Annotated in this window: 19 protein-coding genes; 8 read left to right on the top strand and 11 right to left on the bottom strand. The window is 65.8% G+C overall.

What is annotated here, in order from left to right:
- Window positions 1–45 precede the first annotated feature (45 nt).
- Genes TVB01_RS08115 through TVB01_RS08100 form a run of 4 tightly spaced genes read left to right on the top strand, consistent with a single transcriptional unit; the run spans window position 46 to window position 2,235 of the window.
- Complete coding sequence (locus tag TVB01_RS08115) at window positions 46–276, top strand: hypothetical protein (RefSeq protein WP_422455393.1); 231 nt, start codon at window positions 46–48, stop codon at window positions 274–276.
- Window positions 273–722: an FAS1-like dehydratase domain-containing protein gene (locus TVB01_RS08110; RefSeq protein ID WP_422455392.1), complete on the top strand. Its 450-nt coding sequence runs from the start codon at window positions 273–275 to the stop codon at window positions 720–722. Before TVB01_RS08115 ends, TVB01_RS08110 begins: the two co-directional genes overlap by 4 nt.
- 2 nt (window positions 723–724) lie before the next feature.
- Window positions 725–1,156, top strand: coding sequence for a MaoC family dehydratase (locus TVB01_RS08105; protein WP_422455391.1), 432 nt, complete (start codon window positions 725–727; stop codon window positions 1,154–1,156).
- Between the two features lie 5 nt (window positions 1,157–1,161).
- Window positions 1,162–2,235, top strand: a complete 1,074-nt coding sequence (locus TVB01_RS08100) for a UDP-N-acetylmuramate dehydrogenase (RefSeq protein ID WP_422455414.1) — start codon at window positions 1,162–1,164, stop codon at window positions 2,233–2,235.
- An 86-nt stretch (window positions 2,236–2,321) separates the two neighbouring features.
- Here the strand turns inward: TVB01_RS08100 and asd are convergent, their stop codons facing one another.
- From asd to TVB01_RS08050, 10 genes are all read right to left on the bottom strand, one after another.
- Window positions 2,322–3,467, bottom strand: coding sequence for an aspartate-semialdehyde dehydrogenase (asd, locus tag TVB01_RS08095; RefSeq protein ID WP_422455390.1), 1,146 nt, complete (start codon window positions 3,465–3,467; stop codon window positions 2,322–2,324).
- Between the two features lie 9 nt (window positions 3,468–3,476).
- Complete coding sequence (locus tag TVB01_RS08090) at window positions 3,477–4,154, bottom strand: dihydrofolate reductase (protein ID WP_422455389.1); 678 nt, start codon at window positions 4,152–4,154, stop codon at window positions 3,477–3,479.
- 13 nt (window positions 4,155–4,167) lie between these two features.
- A complete protein-coding gene (locus TVB01_RS08085) occupies window positions 4,168–4,974 on the bottom strand; it encodes a thymidylate synthase (protein WP_422455388.1) in 807 nt (268 codons plus the stop codon).
- Complete coding sequence (locus TVB01_RS08080; RefSeq protein ID WP_422455387.1) at window positions 4,971–5,396, bottom strand: GntR family transcriptional regulator; 426 nt, start codon at window positions 5,394–5,396, stop codon at window positions 4,971–4,973. The genes TVB01_RS08085 and TVB01_RS08080 overlap by 4 nt, the downstream gene beginning before the upstream one ends.
- On the bottom strand, window positions 5,393–7,105 hold the full coding sequence (locus TVB01_RS08075) for a hypothetical protein (protein WP_422455386.1): 1,713 nt from the start codon (window positions 7,103–7,105) through the stop codon (window positions 5,393–5,395). The genes TVB01_RS08080 and TVB01_RS08075 overlap by 4 nt, the downstream gene beginning before the upstream one ends.
- A gap of 163 nt (window positions 7,106–7,268) precedes the next feature.
- Window positions 7,269–7,793 (bottom strand): ferritin, encoded by a 525-nt coding sequence (locus TVB01_RS08070; protein ID WP_422455385.1) that lies wholly within the window; start codon window positions 7,791–7,793, stop codon window positions 7,269–7,271.
- A 115-nt stretch (window positions 7,794–7,908) separates the two neighbouring features.
- Window positions 7,909–8,961, bottom strand: a complete 1,053-nt coding sequence (locus TVB01_RS08065) for an NUDIX hydrolase (protein ID WP_422455384.1) — start codon at window positions 8,959–8,961, stop codon at window positions 7,909–7,911.
- On the bottom strand, window positions 8,961–11,186 hold the full coding sequence (locus TVB01_RS08060; RefSeq protein WP_422455383.1) for an RNA degradosome polyphosphate kinase: 2,226 nt from the start codon (window positions 11,184–11,186) through the stop codon (window positions 8,961–8,963). Before TVB01_RS08060 ends, TVB01_RS08065 begins: the two co-directional genes overlap by 1 nt.
- Before the next feature lie 89 nt (window positions 11,187–11,275).
- On the bottom strand, window positions 11,276–12,250 hold the full coding sequence (mshD, locus tag TVB01_RS08055) for a mycothiol synthase (RefSeq protein WP_422455382.1): 975 nt from the start codon (window positions 12,248–12,250) through the stop codon (window positions 11,276–11,278).
- Window positions 12,251–12,291: 41 nt separating this feature from the next.
- Window positions 12,292–13,002 (bottom strand): winged helix-turn-helix transcriptional regulator, encoded by a 711-nt coding sequence (locus tag TVB01_RS08050; RefSeq protein ID WP_422455381.1) that lies wholly within the window; start codon window positions 13,000–13,002, stop codon window positions 12,292–12,294.
- A gap of 144 nt (window positions 13,003–13,146) precedes the next feature.
- Between TVB01_RS08050 and TVB01_RS08045 the strand changes: the two genes are divergently transcribed.
- The 4 genes from TVB01_RS08045 to TVB01_RS08030 all read left to right on the top strand — a co-directional run bounded on the left by TVB01_RS08045 (window position 13,147) and on the right by TVB01_RS08030 (window position 16,372).
- The gene (locus TVB01_RS08045; protein ID WP_422455380.1) at window positions 13,147–13,890 is read left to right on the top strand and encodes a hypothetical protein; all 744 of its coding nucleotides are present in this window, start codon (window positions 13,147–13,149) and stop codon (window positions 13,888–13,890) included.
- 210 nt (window positions 13,891–14,100) lie between these two features.
- Window positions 14,101–14,700: an FABP family protein gene (locus tag TVB01_RS08040; protein WP_422455379.1), complete on the top strand. Its 600-nt coding sequence runs from the start codon at window positions 14,101–14,103 to the stop codon at window positions 14,698–14,700.
- Window positions 14,701–14,796: 96 nt separating this feature from the next.
- On the top strand, window positions 14,797–15,894 hold the full coding sequence (locus TVB01_RS08035) for a YgfZ/GcvT domain-containing protein (protein ID WP_422455378.1): 1,098 nt from the start codon (window positions 14,797–14,799) through the stop codon (window positions 15,892–15,894).
- Window positions 15,895–15,964: 70 nt separating this feature from the next.
- Entirely contained in the window at window positions 15,965–16,372 is a 408-nt protein-coding gene (locus TVB01_RS08030) for an ankyrin repeat domain-containing protein (protein ID WP_422455377.1), read from the top strand.
- A 22-nt stretch (window positions 16,373–16,394) separates the two neighbouring features.
- Here the strand turns inward: TVB01_RS08030 and TVB01_RS08025 are convergent, their stop codons facing one another.
- Window positions 16,395–17,114, bottom strand: a complete 720-nt coding sequence (locus tag TVB01_RS08025) for a GNAT family N-acetyltransferase (protein ID WP_422455376.1) — start codon at window positions 17,112–17,114, stop codon at window positions 16,395–16,397.
- Between the last annotated feature and the right edge of the window lie 23 nt (window positions 17,115–17,137).

The following is a 17,137-nucleotide window of genomic DNA, read 5'->3' as shown; positions in this document are numbered from 1 at the left end:
AGCGCCGTTTCGGCAGTGCCAGCCCCCCGACTGTATTCTGAACCCATGCTTAACACCCCCTGGGAAACCGGATCTCCGCTGTACCGCCGCCTGGTTGTCATCGCTCTCTCCGTCACCGGCGCAGGAATCCTGATGGCCCTGCTCGGTGCGGTAACCAATCAGCAGATCATCATGTACCTGGCACTTCCGGTCATCGTGGTGGGCATGAGCGTGCACCTGAGCGGTATGGTGGTGCGAGCCCGTGACGCCCGACGCCGGATGAAGGGAACCAAATGAGCATCAACCCCGAGCTGGCCGGCCGGAGATACCCGGCCGGAGAGTCCTACCAGGTAGGACGCGAGAAGATCCGGGAGTTCGCCCGGGCTGTGAAGGCCAGCAATCCCGCCCACTTCGAGGTCGCTGCAGCACAGAAGCTCGGCTACTCGGACCTGGTCGCCCCTCCGACGTTCGCGATCATCGTGGCTCAGCGCGCAGACGCGCAGCTGATCGGCGATCCTGACGCAGGGATCGATTTCTCCCGGGTAGTGCACGCGGACCAGCGTTTTACCCACCACCGGCCGATCGTGGCGGGGGACGAGCTCCTGGCCGAACTGCACGTGGACACTGTCCGTGCCATGGGCGACGGTGCCCTGGTCACCACACGTGCCGAGATCTCCACCGTGGAGGGCGAGAAAGTCGCCACCACGGTTTCATCCATCCTCGTGCGGGGAGAGGGCCAGTAACCATGTCCATTGCACTGAGTGAACTCGAAACCGGCCAGGAGATTGGCCGCACCACCATCGAGGTCAGCCGCGCGGACCTGGTCCGCTACGCCGGCGCTTCCGGCGACTTCAATCCCATTCACTGGAACGAGCGCTTTGCACGCTCCGTGGACCTGCCGGGTGTCATCGCGCACGGAATGTTCACGATGGGAGCAGCCGTCCAGCTTGTTTCAGACTGGTTCGGGGATCCGGGCGCAGTCATTGACTATCAGACGCGGTTCACCCGCCCCGTGACGGTCGAGGACCTCGATGACGCACCTGGCGCCGTCGTGGACGTTGCAGGAACCATCGGTGCCCTTGACGCGGACAACTCCACCGCCCGGGTGGATCTTGCCGTCACGTTCAACGGCCAGAAGGTTCTGGTCAAAGCCCAGGCGGTGGTACGGGTCTGGTGAGTGCGCTGACCTCAATCCAGCTTGCATCACTGACGACGTCCCGCGTGGGCGGACCGGCCAGGCGCTACCTCAATGCCGAAACTGCTGACGAACTGATCTCGATGGTCCGGTCCGCGGACGAAGCCGGTGAACCCCTGCTCCTGGTGGGCGGCGGCTCGAACCTGCTGATCTCCGACGCCGGGTTCGACGGCGCCGTCGTGCACGTGGGAAACCTCGGCGTCGAGATCCTGGAGGGCAAAGGCAATACTGCGCTTGTCGAGGCGCAGGCGGGCCACCCCTGGGACGAGCTGGTCGCCTTCACCATCGCCCAGGGATACGCAGGCCTGGAAGCGCTGTCCGGCATCCCCGGACTGGCCGGTGCGACGCCGGTGCAGAATGTGGGAGCGTACGGAGCCGACGTCTCGCACAGCATCGCCTCAGTACGTGCCTGGGACCGCCAGACCCGGGCGGAACGCCATTTTGGCGCAGTCGAACTCGAGTTCGGCTACCGCGACTCCCTGCTCAAGCGCACAACCGTGAACGGCTCGCCCCGTTATGTTGTGCTGAGTGTTCAGTTCTCCCTGACCCGCGGATCCACCAGTGCGCCCATCCGCTACGCCGAGCTGGCACGTGCCCTGGGCGTTGACGTGGGGGACACTGCCGATGCCGCGGATGTCCGCCGGGAAGTGCTGCGGCTGCGGGCCGGGAAGGGAATGGTCCTGAATGCTGCGGACGCTGACACCTACAGCACCGGGTCCTTCTTCACCAACCCGATCCTGCCTGCTGCGGACGCTGGCCGGCTCCCCGCCGAGGCACCCCGCTACCCCGTGGCCGAGCCGGGCATGGTCAAGCTCAGTGCTGCCTGGCTGATCGAGCATGCCGGGTTCGGCAAGGGCTTCGGTCTGCCGGGCACGCCGGGGGCTGAGCTTGCCGGCGGGCGGGCTGCCCTGTCCTCCAAGCACACGCTGGCTGTCACGAACCGCGGTTCTGCCTCAGCCAAAGACCTGCTGGCGGTGGCCCGCGCAGTGGCGGACGGCGTCGAACGGGTGTTTGGCATCCGACTGCACCCGGAGCCGCTGCTTATCAACTGCGCTCTCTAGCCCTGCTTAACCACTGAGAGGCCAGTTACGGCTCTTTTGAGACTTCAAAAGAGCCGTAACTGGCCTCTCGGCGTAAGGGGCGAAAACTACAGGTTGCCGGTGGCGATCCGCAGCATGCGGCGCAGCGGCTCTGCTGCTCCCCAGAGCAGCTGGTCACCGATGGTGAACGCGCTGATGTACTGCGGGCCCATTTCCAGCTTGCGGATCCGGCCCACCGGAATGTCCAGCGTGCCGGTCACTGCCACCGGGGTGAGCTGTTCCATGGTGGCTTCCTTGGTGTTCGGAACCACCTTGGCCCACTGGTTGTCCGCGTCGATGATCCGCTCGATCTCGGCAACGGAGAGGTCTTCGGTGAGCTTCAGGGTCAGCGCCTGGGAATGCGAGCGCATGGCGCCTATCCGCACGCAGAGGCCGTCGAAGGGGATGCGGGCGGAGTCCACGGTGTGGCGGCCGAGGATCTTGTTGGTCTCCGCGCCGCCCTTCCACTCTTCCTTGGACTGCCCGTTACCCAGGTCCGCGTCGATCCAGGGGATGACCGAACCGGCCAGCGGAACGCCGAACTGGGAAGAATCCATGGAGGGATCCTTCTGCTGGGCCAGCACCGCACGGTCGATTTCGAGGATGGCCGACGCCGGATCGGCCAGGTTCGCTGCCACGGCGGAGTTCAGGGAACCGAACTGGTTCAGCAGCTCACGCATGTGACGGGCACCGCCGCCGGACGCTGCCTGGTAGGTCATTGAAGTGCCCCACTCAACGAGCCCGTTGCGGAACAGCCCGCCCAGGCCCATGAGCATGCAGGAGACAGTGCAGTTGCCGCCGACGAAGTTCTTGACGCCCTTGGCCAGGCCGGCGTCGATGACGTCGCGGTTGACCGGGTCCAGGACGATGATGGCGCTCTCATCCATCCGCAGGGTGGAAGCTGCATCGATCCACAGGCCGTCCCAGCCGGCGTCGCGCAGTTTGGGGTAGACCTCGGAGGTGTAGTCCCCGCCCTGCGTAGTGACAATAATGGGCAGCTTGGCCAGGGTCTCGATGTCGTACGCGTCTTCCAGGGTGCCCGTACCCTGGGCGAAGTCCGGAGCGGAACCGCCGGCGTTCGATGTGGAGAAGAAGACGGGGTTGATCAGGTCGAAGTCGCCCTCGTCCCGCATGCGCTGCATGAGGACGGAACCGACCATGCCCCGCCAGCCGACGAAGCCCGCGGTGGGAACAGGGGAAGCTGCTGTTGTCATGGTTTTAGTCTAGGCCAGCGGCTCGCGGCCGTCCTGATCGGTTACGTTCCGGTCCCGGGTCCACAATGCGAACCGGTACTGGAGTCCGTTGCCGGAGGTGTACCAGCCCTGTGCCGGGCTCACGCCGGTGAACGTCCACTCGGACCCAAGCCGGGGAGCGTAGCTGTCGCCCTCGGTTTCGGTATTGATGACGGTGACGACGGCGATGTCCGCCAGGGGCTCTGCTTCGCCGTAGACCTGCGATCCGCCGACAATCCAGATCCTGTCGCTGCCTTCGCTTCCCTCCGCTGTCTCCAGCGCCGCTTCCAGGGACGGGACGACGACGGCGCCCAGCGGCTGAAGCTCAGCGGCCAGCCCTTCGCGGGAGGAGATCACGATGTTGGTGCGCCCCGGCAGCGGACGGAAGGCGTCCGGGAAGGACTCCCAGGTGCGCCGGCCCATGACGACGGGGTGCCCCAGGGTGCTGTCCTTGAAATGTCTGAGGTCTTCGGGCAGGTGCCACGGCATGCCGCCGTCCTTGCCAATGACTCCATTGGTGGTCTGTGCCCAGATCATGCCCACCAGGGGGACGCCGGAGCCGCCCATGCCCCGCGAGGCCAGCGCCTGGTCAAGGTCCTGGCCGTCGGCGTCGGCGACACCGACGGGGTAGTAGTGCATGGAATCGGCGAACTTGTTCAGATCGTTCAAGGCAGGTGCCCTTTCACACGGCGATTGGTGCCTTGATGCCCGGGTGGTGCTGGTAGTCCAGGACCTCGAAGTCATCAAGTTCGTAGTCGAAGATGCTCTCAGGCTTCCGCCTGAGCCGCAGTCTAGGATACGGGAACGGCGCGCGGGTGAGCTGCTGCGTTACTTGGTCCATGTGGTTGTCATAGATGTGGACATCGCCTCCGGTCCAGACGAACTCGCCGGGTTCCAGGCCAACCTGCTGCGCGACCATCAGCGTCAGCAGGGCGTAGGAGGCAATATTGAAGGGGACACCCAGGAACGTATCCGCCGAGCGCTGGTACAGCTGGCAGGAGAGTTTTCCGTCGGCAACGTAGAACTGAAACATGGCGTGGCAGGGAGGCAGGGCCATGTTCTCGACTTCAGCCGGGTTCCAGGCCGTGACGATATGCCGACGCGAATCCGGGTTGGTTTTCAAACCCTCGATGAGCTTCTGGATCTGGTCGATCTGCCCGCCGTCCGGAGTGGGCCAGGACCGCCACTGGACGCCGTAGACGGGGCCGAGCTCGCCGTCGTCGTCCGCCCATTCATCCCAGATGGTGACGCCGCGCTCCTGCAGCCAGCGCACGTTCGAATCCCCGCGCAGGAACCAGAGCAGCTCCAGGGCCACGGACTTGAAGTGCACGCGCTTGGTGGTGATCAGCGGGAAGGACTCGCTGAGATCAAAGCGCATCTGGCGGCCGAAGACGCTGCGGGTTCCGGTGCCTGTCCGGTCGGACTTCCGGGTGCCGTTGGCCAGGATGTCGCGGAGCAGGTCTTCGTACGGGGTGGGAATGGAGGTCACTGCTCCAGTGTAGTGCCCGGGTTATCGGGCGTGCCGGTGCGGAGTGCCCGGTTCAGCACTTGAAGCAGGGCAGCGTCGCTGAGCGCGTGCTGACGGGCCACACGAACCAGATGCTCGACGGCGGAGGTCAGCTCGGGCGTCCCGGCGATGGCATCAGCATCCGCTGCCCGCCCGGGGGCTTCCCCGGTGATGACCGTGCCGCGGCGGCGCAGGGCGGTCACCGTTCCTTCGGCTTCGAGTTCCTTGTAGGCACGTGCCACCGTTCCCGGTGCTACGCCCAGGTCCGCGGCAAGCATGCGGATGGTGGGCAGCCGGTCACCGGGAGAGAGGATGCCCGAGGCGGCGAGGGCACTGACCTGCCCTCGGATCTGTTCATATGGCGGCACAGGTGAAGCCAGATCCACACTGATGTGAGCGTTCATGCCTGTCTCGCGGGCGGGAGGTCTGCCCGTTCGGCGTACCGGGGATCGTCCGGGAAATGGGAGGGACCGAACTGGCGCCAGGCGACGAGGACCGCGGCCAGCAGCAGTACGCTGCCCACTGCGTTGCTCTGCTGGACCAGCGGAGCAAGCCAGGTCAGCGGTGGGTCCACCGGGATATCGCGGTTGTAGACGTTGGCCCAGGGGCTGTGGAGGGACATGTCGAAGAGCACCAGGCCGGCGGAGGCGAGGCAGGCGGCGGTGCTGGTTCGGGCCAGGCGGAACAGGGCTACCCGGCGCAGCCTGAGGTCAACGTCGCGGTCCGCCGGCAAGGACGGGCGTTCGAGCACTTTTTGGGACACCAGATCGGTCAGCAGCGGCAGGAGGAGGACCAGAAGGGCCGTCAGCAGGGCGAAGCGCCAGTCGAAGAAGGCATCCGGGACCCACACGGAATCCGAAGCAGGCGGTCCAGGTGTAGTGCGCGGGCCGGCTGCTGCTTCGGCGTAGGAGCGTGCCGCTTGGTCAACGGTTGGGCCGAGCAGCGCCGAACCCAAGAGGACCACGAGGGTCAGCGCTGCCGCGGCCGTTCCGGTCCACGAGAGCCAGCGCGGCGGCCGAAGGAAATCCAGCGCCTCCGGATCAAGCGGTTCGGTGCCAGGGGAGTGCTTCCGGATCCGGCGGACATGGGCGTATTCCGTCAGCGCACAGAACAGAGTGAAGCAGCCGGCTGCTGCGGCCAGAGCCAGGGGCGCTGCGATCCGGTACTCCCAGGCCGGGGCAAAGACGCCGATTCCGACGGCGGCTGCGAGCAATGTGCCGCCGATGGTTAGGCGCAGGCTTGAAGCCATGGACTTGACCGCCAGCGGGGAAGACTCGGCGGCAGTGGCACTGGAAGCGGATGACTCCGGGAGCGGAACACGCGGTGCCCGCTTGAGAAGTGCCGCAGCGCCGGCGAAGGTGAGGAAGAGCGACAGGTAGCGCAGCGCGTCACCGAGTGGACCGGGTCCTGGCGGGGACGGATAGTTGCCGAGGAAGATGCCCCCGGACCAGGCCAGGAGAATCATCAGGAAGGCTGCAGTACGCAGTACCCGGTGGGCGGCGGCCTGCCGCAGTGCGGCGTCGGCCTCCGGGCTGGTTCCCGGAACGGCGGGACGGACAGAAATGAGTTTGAGGATGCCGGCAACGGCAGCGGCCGTCACCAGGATCCAGGGAGCCCAGCCCGCGAGGAGTTGCTGTGCATGGATGGAGCCTGGATCTCGGAGGACCGTCGTCCCCAGCACGAGCAGGTTATAGCCCAGGAAGAAACAGGCGACGCCGGTCATGTACCCGGGGATCAGCTCGCGGACTCCGCGGTGCTCGAGGCGTGCGGTGCGGACGGTGCCCCTCGGCCGCGGCCACGTGACCTCTCCCACCGCCAGTACGGCGAGGGCAAAGACCGTCGGAGCCCCGAGCTCCAGCAGCGCCGAGGAAAGTGCGTAGTGCCCGTCCCACCAGAGTTGCCCGCCGGCCTCCTGTAATACCGGCTGCAGCACTCCGGGAAGCCAAACGGCGGTTGCCAGTGCAACGATTCCGATCCGGCGGGCATACTTTTGGGCGGCTTCTGTGATGGTCCGGGCGTCCGTTCCGGGCCGGGGCCGTACAGACAGCACCATAAAACCCAGGACGACGCCCCAGAACAGCAGGCTGCCTGCCGCGGATACAAAAGCGTTCACAACGATCCCCCGATGTCCTGCACGAATTATTTGTACCGAGTATTTGGTACAAAACTCCATCGGTCAAGGCTCCCGAACCATCGAGATAGCAGAAACGGCCCGTATGAGCGCTCATACGGGCCGTTTCTGCTATCTCGATGGGGGGAGAAGTGGGGAGTGAAGCCTAGAGGGCGCCGCCCGCTGCCTCGGGAGCGCCCGAGTCCGCGCCGCCGTCGCCAACGCGCTCGCGGGCCATGAAGTTTTCCAGGTCGAAGAGGTTGTCTGCGCGGCGGGCCACGGTCAGCAGCGTGCTCATGGACGCCACCTCTTCCACCTGCTCCTTGAGGAACCAGAGCATGAACTGCTCGCCGAGGGCATCGCCTTCGGCGCGGGCAGCAGCGAACAGGGCCTCAATCTGGGAGGTGACCTGCTTCTCCTGCGCGAGGGCCAGCGCGATCGGCTCGACGACGTCCGAGAAGTCGTTCTTCACCGCGGCAATGCCTGGGATCCGCACGGGCAGGTCCCGGTCGAGCATGTACTGGACCAGCATCATGGCGTGGTTCCGCTCTTCGACGGACTGCGCATAGAAGTGGCGTGCCAGCTGCGGGAGGTCTTCGCCGTCGAAGTACACGGCCATGGCGACGTACTGCTGCGAGGCGTTGAATTCGTTCCCGATCTGGGCTTCAAGGAGTTCGGTGAATTTGCTCATAGCCCTACAATATGTGCGCTGACCTGCGGATAAAAGGACGGATAGGCTTAGCTCGCCAAGGATAGGCTACGCATGCACCGGCGGCAGCGGGTCCCGGGGGCCAAATCGTCAAACCCTAGTCATCAAACGGGCGGTAGCGTTCCACGGAAACGGTTCGGCGCGGATTGCGGCGGCTGACCTGGCAAACCACCATTTCGCCCGGGGCAAGGTAGGGGTCTTTGTCCGGGAGCTTGTCCGCCATGGCATTGGTCATGGTTGAGGCCAGGACCTCGAAGACCAGGGGCAGGACCGGGCGATGCGTGCACAGCGCCACGGGCCGCATTTTCTCAAAGAGGTTGTCGACGGCGCCGCGCGCCTTCCCGGGCTTGCGCTTGGCATTGTGTTCCGTGAGCGCGTCCACGGTCTTGAACTTGGGCTTGCGGGCATTGACGTACGGGCCCATGGTCTGGACGCACCGGAGCCATGGACTGGACACCACCCGGCCCGGCTGCCACGCAACGAGCAGGCGTGCGGTCGCCTTGGCCTGGCGCTGCCCCGTTGCGGCAAGCGGACGGTCGCCCTCTGCCCTGGCCCAGGAGGAGCGGGGTTTGGCCTTGGCATGACGGACGATGATCAGCGGCCACGTCGCGAGGTCCCCGGCTTCGAAAGCGGTGACCAGTGCTTCCAGCGGGGCCCGGTCGGTCGGGTTGGTGAGCAGCTCGTAGGCTTCTTCCGGCGCGGACCAGCGGAACCCGTCGACTTCCTTGCGGTCCGGGCGGGGCTTCTCGTCGTCGACCTGCGCCGCCCAGTAATGGACTGCCTTGATTCCCGAAGCCACGGGATAGCGGGTTTCCGGCAGCGGGATGCCGAGCCGGATTTCCAGCCCCACTTCCTCCTTCACCTCGCGGACGGCACATTCCGGCAAGGTCTCGCCGGCGTCGAGTTTGCCTTTGGGCCAGGACCAGTCGCCGTACCGCGGACGGTGGATCAGCAGGACCTGCAGCCCCTCGGCACGCACCCGCCAGCACAGCGCGCCTGCGGCAACTACCCGCGGCTCCCCGGTGAGGTCCAGATCCGTGTTGTCCTGGCCCAGCAGCAGCGCGGCTGTCTCTTCGGGCGTGTCCTGGCCCGAATGAGGTTCGGTGCTGCCGGTCCCCTGCGGGGAAGCGGAGCTATCCGTGCCGGGCATTAGCGGCGGGCCAGCGCACGCTGGCGGGAGCGTGAAGCCAGGAGCCAGGACTGCACATCCTCGAGCGGGGTTCCGTTCCCGTCTTTGTGGTGCCGGGTCCAGATGCCGTCGGCGTCCAGGTGCCAGCTCGCAGTTCCGGCGTCCAAGTAGCGGTCCATGAGCTCAATCAGGTCCGTAATGTCGTCCTTGGACCCCAGCTGGACCAGGGCCTCCACACGGCGGTCCAGGTTGCGGTGCATCATGTCCGCAGACCCGATGTAGACCACCGGGTCCCCGGCGTTGGCGAACGCGAAAACCCGCGAGTGCTCCAGGAAACGTCCCAGGACCGAACGCACGGTGATGTTCTCGCTGAGGCCGGGAACGCCCGGCCGCACCGAACAGATTCCCCGCACGATCACGTCCACCCGCACCCCTGCCTGCGAGGCGCGGTAGAGGGAATCGATGATCGCCTCGTCCACCATGGAGTTGACCTTGATGATGACCCGCGCGTCCAGTCCGGCCTTCTTATTGGCGATTTCACGTTCGATCCGGTCGATCAGTCCGGAGCGGACCGACCGCGGTGCCACGAGCAGGCGCTTGAACGTGGACTTGGGGGCGTAGCCGGAGAGCTGGTTGAACAGTTTGGTCAGGTCTTCACCGACCTTGTCGTTGGCGGTGAGGAGTCCAAGGTCCTCGTAGTACCGGGCAGTACGCGGGTGGTAGTTGCCGGTTCCGATGTGGCAGTAGCGGCGCAGCCCGTCGACCTCCTGGCGCACCACCAGGGACAGCTTGCAGTGGGTCTTCAACCCCACGATTCCGTAGACCACGTGGACGCCGGCCTGTTCGAGCTTGCGTGCCCAGGAAATGTTCGCCTGCTCGTCGAAGCGGGCCTTGATCTCCACCAGCGCCAGGACCTGTTTGCCGGACTCTGCGGCGTCGATCAGCGCGTCGACAATGGGGGAGTCGCCCGACGTGCGGTAGAGGGTCTGCTTGATGGCCTGTACGCGGGGATCCGCTGCTGCCTGTTCCAGGAAGGCCTGGACGGAAGTGGAGAACGAGTCGTAGGGATGGTGCAGCAGGATGTCCCGGCGGCGCATCGCAGCGAAGACGTCAGCCGGCTTGGAGGTTTCGGATTCCTTCAGGTGCAGGCTCGTGTGCGGAACCTGCTTGGGATAGTGCAGGTCCGCCCGGTCGATGCGGCTGATGACGCTGAGTCCGCGCAGGTCCAGCGGCGCCGGAAGGGTGTAGACCTCGTCTTCTTCCACGCCGAGTTCGCGCACCAGCAGTTCGCGGATGCTCGGATTGATATCCGGAGTGACTTCGAGCCGTACGGGCGGTCCGAAGCGGCGGCGGAGCAGTTCCTTCTCCAGCGCCTGGAGGAGGTTCTCGGCGTCGTCCTCTTCAACTTCCAGATCCTCGTTGCGGGTGACCCTGAAGGTGTAGTGCTCCACGACGTCCATGCCGGGGAAGAGCTGGTCGAGGTGCTCGGCAATGACTTCCTCGAGCGGAATGAAGCGTGCTGTCCGCCCGGCGACGGTTCCAGCCCTGGGCCCGTCGACGGAGACCAGCCGCGGAAGCTGGTCCGGTACTTTCACCCGTGCGAAGAACTCTTTTCCGCTGACCGGGTTGCGCACCACCACAGCGAGGTTCAGGGAGAGCCCGGAAATGTACGGGAACGGGTGTGCCGGGTCGACGGCGAGCGGGGTCAGGATCGGAAAAACCTTCGCCGCGAACTGGCGGTGCAGCTGGGCCTTGGAAGCGTCGTCGAGTTCTTTCCAGCTGATGAGGTGAATGTTCTCGTCGTCGAGCGCCGGGCGGATCTGCCGGGCGAAGACCTCCGCATGCCGCTGCTGCAGCCGGTAGCCTGCTTCGGTGATTTCCTCCAGCTGTTCCACCGGGCTGAGGCCGGCGGCGGAGGGCACGGCAAGGCCGGTGGCGATGCGGCGCTTGAGGCCGGCGACCCGCACCATGAAGAACTCATCCAGGTTCGAGGCAAAGATGGAGAGAAAGTTGACCCGCTCCAGCAGGTACAGATCAGGGTCCTCAGCCAGTTCCAGGACCCTGGCATTGAAGTGCAGCCAGCTGATTTCGCGGTCAAGGAAACGATCCGGGGTGACTTCACCGCTGGGCAGCAGTGCGGGCCCGAAGTCCGGGATGTCGATGCGGTCCTGCGTTGCCCGCGGTGCCGGCATGGCTTCGGCCGACCCGAAGGACGTCCGTGTGCTGGCTGCGGTGTCGGAATCCATAGTGTTTTCTCCCCTGGCAGTTCTGGCAGGCTGCGTGCGCCGGTAGCCCGGTGCCGCACCTCATCCTCCACATTACAAGCCGGCAGCGCCTATTCCGCCGCGTACATCACGTCTACATCCCAGCGCACGAAACCGAGCCTTCGGTAGAGCGCAACCGCGGGGGCGTTGTCCGCATCCACGTAGAGCATGACGGCGTCCAGGCCCGCCTCGTGCAGGTGCCGGATGCCGGCCAGCGTCAGGGCCTTGCCCAGCCCGGAGCCCTGCGCTTCCGGGGTGACCCCCACGACGTACACCTCACCCATGGCCGGATGGCTGCCCATGCGCGGGTGGACCTTGGTCCAGTGGAAGCCCAGCAGCTCGCCGTCGTCCTCGCGGACCGCCAGCAGGAACCCGGCAGGATCAAACCACGGCTCTTCCATCCGCGCTGCCAGGTCCGCGCGGGTCATGGCGCCTTGTTCCGGGTGATGCGCGAAGGCCGCTGCGTTGGCCTTCAGCCAGGCATCTTCGTCGCGTCCGGGTTCGAAGGAACGCAGCACGACGCCGTCGGGCAGGGACGGCGCGGGCAGCTCCGCCTTGAGGGAATCGCGGGTCAGGCGCATCCGCCACAGTTCACGCACCGGCCGGTAGCCGAAGTGGGCGGCCAGCCTGACGGCTGCCTCATGGTTGCCGTGGGACCAGGCCTTGTAATCCCGGCCGGTGTCCTCCCGCACGGCACGGGCCAGCGCCGAGCCCACGCCCTTGTTGCGGTAGTTCGGATGCACCACGAGTTCCAGGACGCCGGCGTCCGGATCTCCGGGGTCAACGCCCAGGACGGCGACGCCGGCGAGTTCCTGGGTGGTGGAGGGATCAGAGCGGTCGTCATGGGCGAACGTGGAGTAGACGCGCAGATGGTCCGGATCTGCGTCAGCTGCGCGCAGGTCCACCAGGGTCTGTTCCGAGAGCGGGGGATTACCGTCAGCCTCGGCGGCAGCGCCGGCAAGCTCCAGGATGCCGCGCAGTGAACCTTCGTCAGGAGTGCCGCGGGTAGTGAGGATAGGCCATGTGGTCAGGGGATTCTCGCTCATTGAAGAAGACTAGCCCCCATAGGCCTGTCAGGGGAGACAGATCAGCCCTCGCGTCCGGCGGCGGCCGTCTGCTCCTCAGATGTCCGTGAGCGTGCGAACCGGTAGCCGACGTTGCGCACGGTGCCGATCAGGTTCTCATGGTCCGGCCCCAGCTTGGCGCGGAGGCGCCGGACGTGCACGTCTACGGTACGGGTGCCTCCGTAGTAGTCGTAGCCCCAGACTTCATGCAGCAGCTGGTCGCGGGTGAAGACCCGGCCCGGATGCTGGGCGAGGTACTTCAGGAGTTCGAATTCCTTGTACGTGAGGTTCAGTGCCGTGCCGCTGACGCGGGCGGTGTAGCTGGCCTCATCGATGACGACGCCGGAGGCATGGATCTCGGTGCCCGTGTCCGCGGCAGCGGCATTGGACCGGGAGACGGCCAGGCGCAGCCTGGCCTCCAGCTCGGCCGGACCGGCTGTGTCCAGGACGACGTCGTCGGCCAGCCAGTTCGCCGCGACAGCGGCCATGCCGCCCTCGGTCAGGACCAGGATCAGCGGTGCCCCGAGTCCGGTGGCCTTAAGCAGCTGTGTCAGCGACCGGGCGCCGACCAGGTCCTTGCGGGCATCGACAAGCACAACTTCGCACGGCTCGATATCCAGCAGGGCAGTCGGTTCGGCCGGGACTATGTGGACCTTGTGGTTCAGGAGTTCCAGGGCAGGCAGGATTTCAACTGAAGACCCGGCACTGTTGGTCAGGAGCAGAATGTGCGACATAGAACCTCCGAAAGTTAGGCGCACATCATCGGGCACGTTTACTACCCGGTCCCAGCGGCCAGAGAGTGGTTGAAAGTATACCCAGCGGCACGCGGAGAACCCGTAGCTTTTATGAGTGCCGCGTAATAAGGCAGTATGGCTAGGGTGAAACTTTGGACCATAGCGGTGCCGGCCGCCACTGTACTGACCGGCATCGTGGCAGCATCCTACGTTTCTCCCGAAGCAGTCGCCATCGTCACCGGAGCGGCAGCAGCACTGGCCGGTTTCGGCTGGCCGTACCTGCTGGGGGTTCCCGCCCGCAAGACCCAGGGAGCTGTCCTGGCACTCGTTGGGGCAGGCAGTACTGCCGCGGCCTATTTTGCCCCGGCCACTGCCATGCTGACCTGGATGCCGGGCGTCGTTGCCGTAGGCGTGGGTGCCGTCTTCGTGATTCAACTGCTGCGCGGCACCGGCCAGGCCCAGCGCCTGGAATCGACCCTGGGCGTGATTAGCGGAGCACTCGTCGCCGGCATGGGAGCGGGATGGGTTGCCGCGGACAGGCTGGCAGGTGCCGAAGGTACCCAAGGGCTGATCGTCGCCAGTGCTGCAGCGATCGCCGTTGCCGTCGCCGTCTCCCTGATTCCGCTTCCGGACCGGATCACCGCGCCCTTTGGTGTCCTGACGGGAGCTCTTGCGGCTGCCGCAGCCGCAGCATTGGTGCCGGGACTTCCCGTGGCTGCCGGCGCCTTCATCGGTGCGCTGTGCGCCGCCGTGGTTGTAGCGGTGCGCCGTCTTGCGCTGATCCGGGACGATGCTCCCGGACTGCCGGGCTTGATCTCAGCCGGCATGGCGCCGGTTCTGGCGCTGGGTACGGCGGTGTACTTCGCCGGCCGCCTGCTGGTTCCGTAGAGGCCCCTGCCGCACGGCGTAACGGAGACAAAGCAGTCTGCCGTCAGGTTAGGATGTAGGCATGTCGCTTCTTGCTCTTGAAATCTTCTTCATTGTTCTCCTGGGTGTTGCCGGCCTGGCCATGGCCGGTTTCGCAGCCCTCGTCGTGGCACGCCTGTACAAGGGTCAGAAGTAATTCCACACCCGTAAAACCACAGGAAGGGTCCGGCCATGCCCATGGAGATCCCCACTGACCTGACACCTGAACTGGTGCCGCTTTCCTGGCTCCTCGGAGTGTGGGAAGGATCGGGCCGCCTCGGCGAAGGCGATGCCGAATCCGAGCACTTTTCCCAGCGTGTCACCTTCGCGCAGAACGGCCTGCCCTACCTGCAATACACGGCGGAGAGCTGGCTGACGGACGAGGAAGGCACGGTACTGCGGCCACTGGCTGTGGAAACGGGCTTCTGGGCCCTGGACCGCCCCCTGAACGACGCCGACGGCGGGCCGGGCCTGATCCCCGCGGACATTGTTCCCGCCATGCGCAGCGCCGATGAGGTTGAACAGCTGCGCAATGACGACGGCGGTTTCGACATCACCGCCACGATCGTGCATCCCGGCGGAATCGCCGAACTGTACTACGGACAGATCAAGGGCCCGCAGATCCAGCTGAGCACGGACCTCGTCATGCGCGGCGTCAACTCGAAGGAATACACCGCGGCCACCCGCATCTACGGGCTGGTGAACGGCGATCTCTACTGGCGCTGGGACGTAGCCGCAGAGGGCAAGGCACTGGAAGCGCACGCCTCCGCCATCCTGAAGAAGCAGCCCTAGCCGCCGGTGCCCGCTTACGGTGCCGCGGGGCACGGTATGGCACCCTCCATGCTCCTTCCCGGAATACCGCTCCCAGCCAAGGACGTTGCACCTGACATGAGCATCAAGAGCCCTCTCCTGACCCGTCCCGGCGCCGTCGAATCCGGCAGCCCGGATACCGGCATCGCGGCCCATTACGGGGATCCCCTGCGCGAACAGCGTGCCCTGGCCCGCGGCGAGGCCGTCACCGACCTTTCCAACCGGGGAGTTGTCACGGTCGAAGGACCGGACCGCCTGAGCTGGCTGAACACGCTCTCCTCGCAGCAGCTGCTTTCCCTCGCCCCGGGAGAGAGTACGGAGTTGCTGCTGCTCAGTGTCCAGGGGCGCATCGAGCATGATGCGCGTGTGCTCGACGACGGCGAACGCACCTGGCTCATCGTGGAGGGGAACGAAGCGCCGGTTCTCGCGTCGTGGCTCCAGAGCATGAAGTTCATGCTTCGGGTCGAGATTCAGGACGTCAGCGCCGACTGGGCCGTTGCGGGCTCTGTTGCCGAAGTGCCCGCCTGGTCCGGCTACCTCACCTGGAGTGATCCCTGGCCCAAGGTTGGTCCGGGAGGATTTGCCTACACGGAGACTCCGGAGGAAACCCATCCGGGCCTTGAACGCACCTGGTATGAATACCTGATTCCGCGTGCTTCCCTTGAGGATGCTGTTGCGGCTTCCGGGCGCACGCTGGCCGGAGCCATGGCGGCCGAGGCGCTGCGCATCGCTGCCTGGCGGCCCCGGATCGGCATGGAAACGGACGATAAAGCCATTCCGCATGAACTCGACCTGATCCGCACCGCAGTCCATCTGGCCAAGGGCTGTTACAAGGGGCAGGAAACAGTGGCACGAGTCCACAACCTCGGGCACCCGCCGCGCAGGCTGGTTTTCCTGCAGCTGGACGGATCCCAGCACACCCTCCCGGCTGCCGGTGCTCCCGTGAAGTTTGGCGAGCGCACGGTTGGACGCGTGACGTCGGTGGCCCAGCACTATGAAATGGGAGCGGTGGCCCTGGCCGTTATCAAGCGGTCAGTAGACCCCGAAGCCCAGCTGACCGTCGATGACGAGGGCGAACTGTACGCCGCAGCCCAGGAAATGATTGTTTCCCCGGCCGCGGGGCAGGCAGTCGGCCGCCCGACCGGTTTGCTGCGTACGCCGCGGGCGCGCGGCTGAGCGCCGGGTGCCCTGAACCAGGAACAGCCCCGCGGCCAGGCAGCGCGGGGCAAAGGAAGGACGGAGACACATGACAGATTCCCCCAACACAGCACAGGACGGCATGGAAGCCGACATGCTCGAACTGGCCGAACGCCTGTTCAACGCGGCACGTGAGGGAGACACCGGGCTCCTGCGCACCTACGTCACGGCCGGTGTGCCGGCAACGCTGACCAACTCGGCAGGAGATTCCCTGCTGATGCTTGCCGCCTACCACGGCCACGCGGAGACCGTTGCGCTGCTGGTGGAGCAGGGTGCGGACGTCAATACGCTCAATGACCGCGGGCAGTCGCCGCTGGCCGGGGCTGTCTTCAAGGGATACGCGGACGTCGTCCGTGTCTTGGCTGAAGCCGGGGCCGACCCGGATGCCGGGAACCCTTCTGCCCGGGCAACTGCAGCCTACTTCCAGCGGACGGACCTGCTCTCCGGAACCGCCTAGGGTACTGGTGCCGGCGGGCAGCCTAGGCGGTCAGGGACACGGAGGACCGCATGCCCGCCGGGACGAACCCTGCGCCTGCCGCTGTCCGCGTCGCGCCGACGTTGTTCGAGGGAATGCGTGACTGCGGAATCAGCCCTGCAGCCATGGCGTCTTCGACCGCAATGCTGGTGACGTAGGAACCCAGCCCGCGCATCCGCAGGCCCGGCGCTGTCAGTGCCGCGACGTCGGCCAGGATGCCGTCCCTGATGCTGTAGCCGGCGCCCGCAACCGGGACCGGACTGTTCCCGTCAGAATCATCCACCAGCACAAACAGCGAATCCCGGTGCGAAAGCTTCGCTTCGATGACGTCGTCCGGAGGGCAGAGGCGTTCCAAGGCTTCAGCGAAGTGCGGCTCCTGGGCGACAGCGAGTTCTTCGGCGGGGGGAACAGGGGGAAAAGAATCGGCGTAGTACAGGTACTCGGTGGCCATCGCACAGCCGCCGTGCTCGTGGGAAAGCCGTAAGAGCGCTGCATCACTGCTCAGCTCGGCGCCGCTGATGGAGCGGACCTGCTTGGCCGCCCATCCCGGTCCGGAAAAGACTTCGCGGCCAAACAGGTTGACGAACGAAACTTCCTGGGCCTCGTCATGGACGTCGTAGATGCGCTCGTGGCGGTCCGCGGCCGCCAGGGCATCGTCGTCGAGTCCCAGCCTGCGGGACCATGCGAGCTGGATGATGGCAATAGTGCCGGGGTCAAGGTCCATAAATTTCAAACTACACGGGGGTG

Origin of the sequence: Arthrobacter sp. 7Tela_A1 (genome assembly GCF_049311065.1) — a bacterium.
Lineage (GTDB): Bacteria > Actinomycetota > Actinomycetes > Actinomycetales > Micrococcaceae > Arthrobacter_B.
The sequence above is the reverse complement of the archived record's forward strand: the minus strand, read 5'-3'. Positions and strand labels throughout refer to the sequence as shown.

Bases quoted from the DNA above. Each gene is read 5' to 3' on its own strand.
- TVB01_RS08110 (WP_422455392.1), top strand. From the start codon at position 273: ATGAGCATCAACCCCGAGCTGGCCGGCCGGAGATACCCGGCCGGAGAG.
- TVB01_RS08035 (WP_422455378.1), top strand. From the start codon at position 14,797: ATGAGCATCAAGAGCCCTCTCCTGACCCGTCCCGGCGCCGTCGAATCC.
- TVB01_RS08065 (WP_422455384.1), bottom strand. From the start codon at position 8,961: ATGCCCGGCACGGATAGCTCCGCTTCCCCGCAGGGGACCGGCAGCACC.
- TVB01_RS08040 (WP_422455379.1), top strand. From the start codon at position 14,101: ATGCCCATGGAGATCCCCACTGACCTGACACCTGAACTGGTGCCGCTT.
- TVB01_RS08080 (WP_422455387.1), bottom strand. From the start codon at position 5,396: ATGAACGCTCACATCAGTGTGGATCTGGCTTCACCTGTGCCGCCATAT.
- mshD (WP_422455382.1), bottom strand. From the start codon at position 12,250: ATGAGCGAGAATCCCCTGACCACATGGCCTATCCTCACTACCCGCGGC.
- TVB01_RS08025 (WP_422455376.1), bottom strand. From the start codon at position 17,114: ATGGACCTTGACCCCGGCACTATTGCCATCATCCAGCTCGCATGGTCC.
- TVB01_RS08115 (WP_422455393.1), top strand. From the start codon at position 46: ATGCTTAACACCCCCTGGGAAACCGGATCTCCGCTGTACCGCCGCCTG.
- TVB01_RS08050 (WP_422455381.1), bottom strand. From the start codon at position 13,002: ATGTCGCACATTCTGCTCCTGACCAACAGTGCCGGGTCTTCAGTTGAA.
- TVB01_RS08030 (WP_422455377.1), top strand. From the start codon at position 15,965: ATGACAGATTCCCCCAACACAGCACAGGACGGCATGGAAGCCGACATG.
- TVB01_RS08070 (WP_422455385.1), bottom strand. From the start codon at position 7,793: ATGAGCAAATTCACCGAACTCCTTGAAGCCCAGATCGGGAACGAATTC.
- asd (WP_422455390.1), bottom strand. From the start codon at position 3,467: ATGACAACAGCAGCTTCCCCTGTTCCCACCGCGGGCTTCGTCGGCTGG.
- TVB01_RS08105 (WP_422455391.1), top strand. From the start codon at position 725: ATGTCCATTGCACTGAGTGAACTCGAAACCGGCCAGGAGATTGGCCGC.
- TVB01_RS08060 (WP_422455383.1), bottom strand. From the start codon at position 11,186: ATGGATTCCGACACCGCAGCCAGCACACGGACGTCCTTCGGGTCGGCC.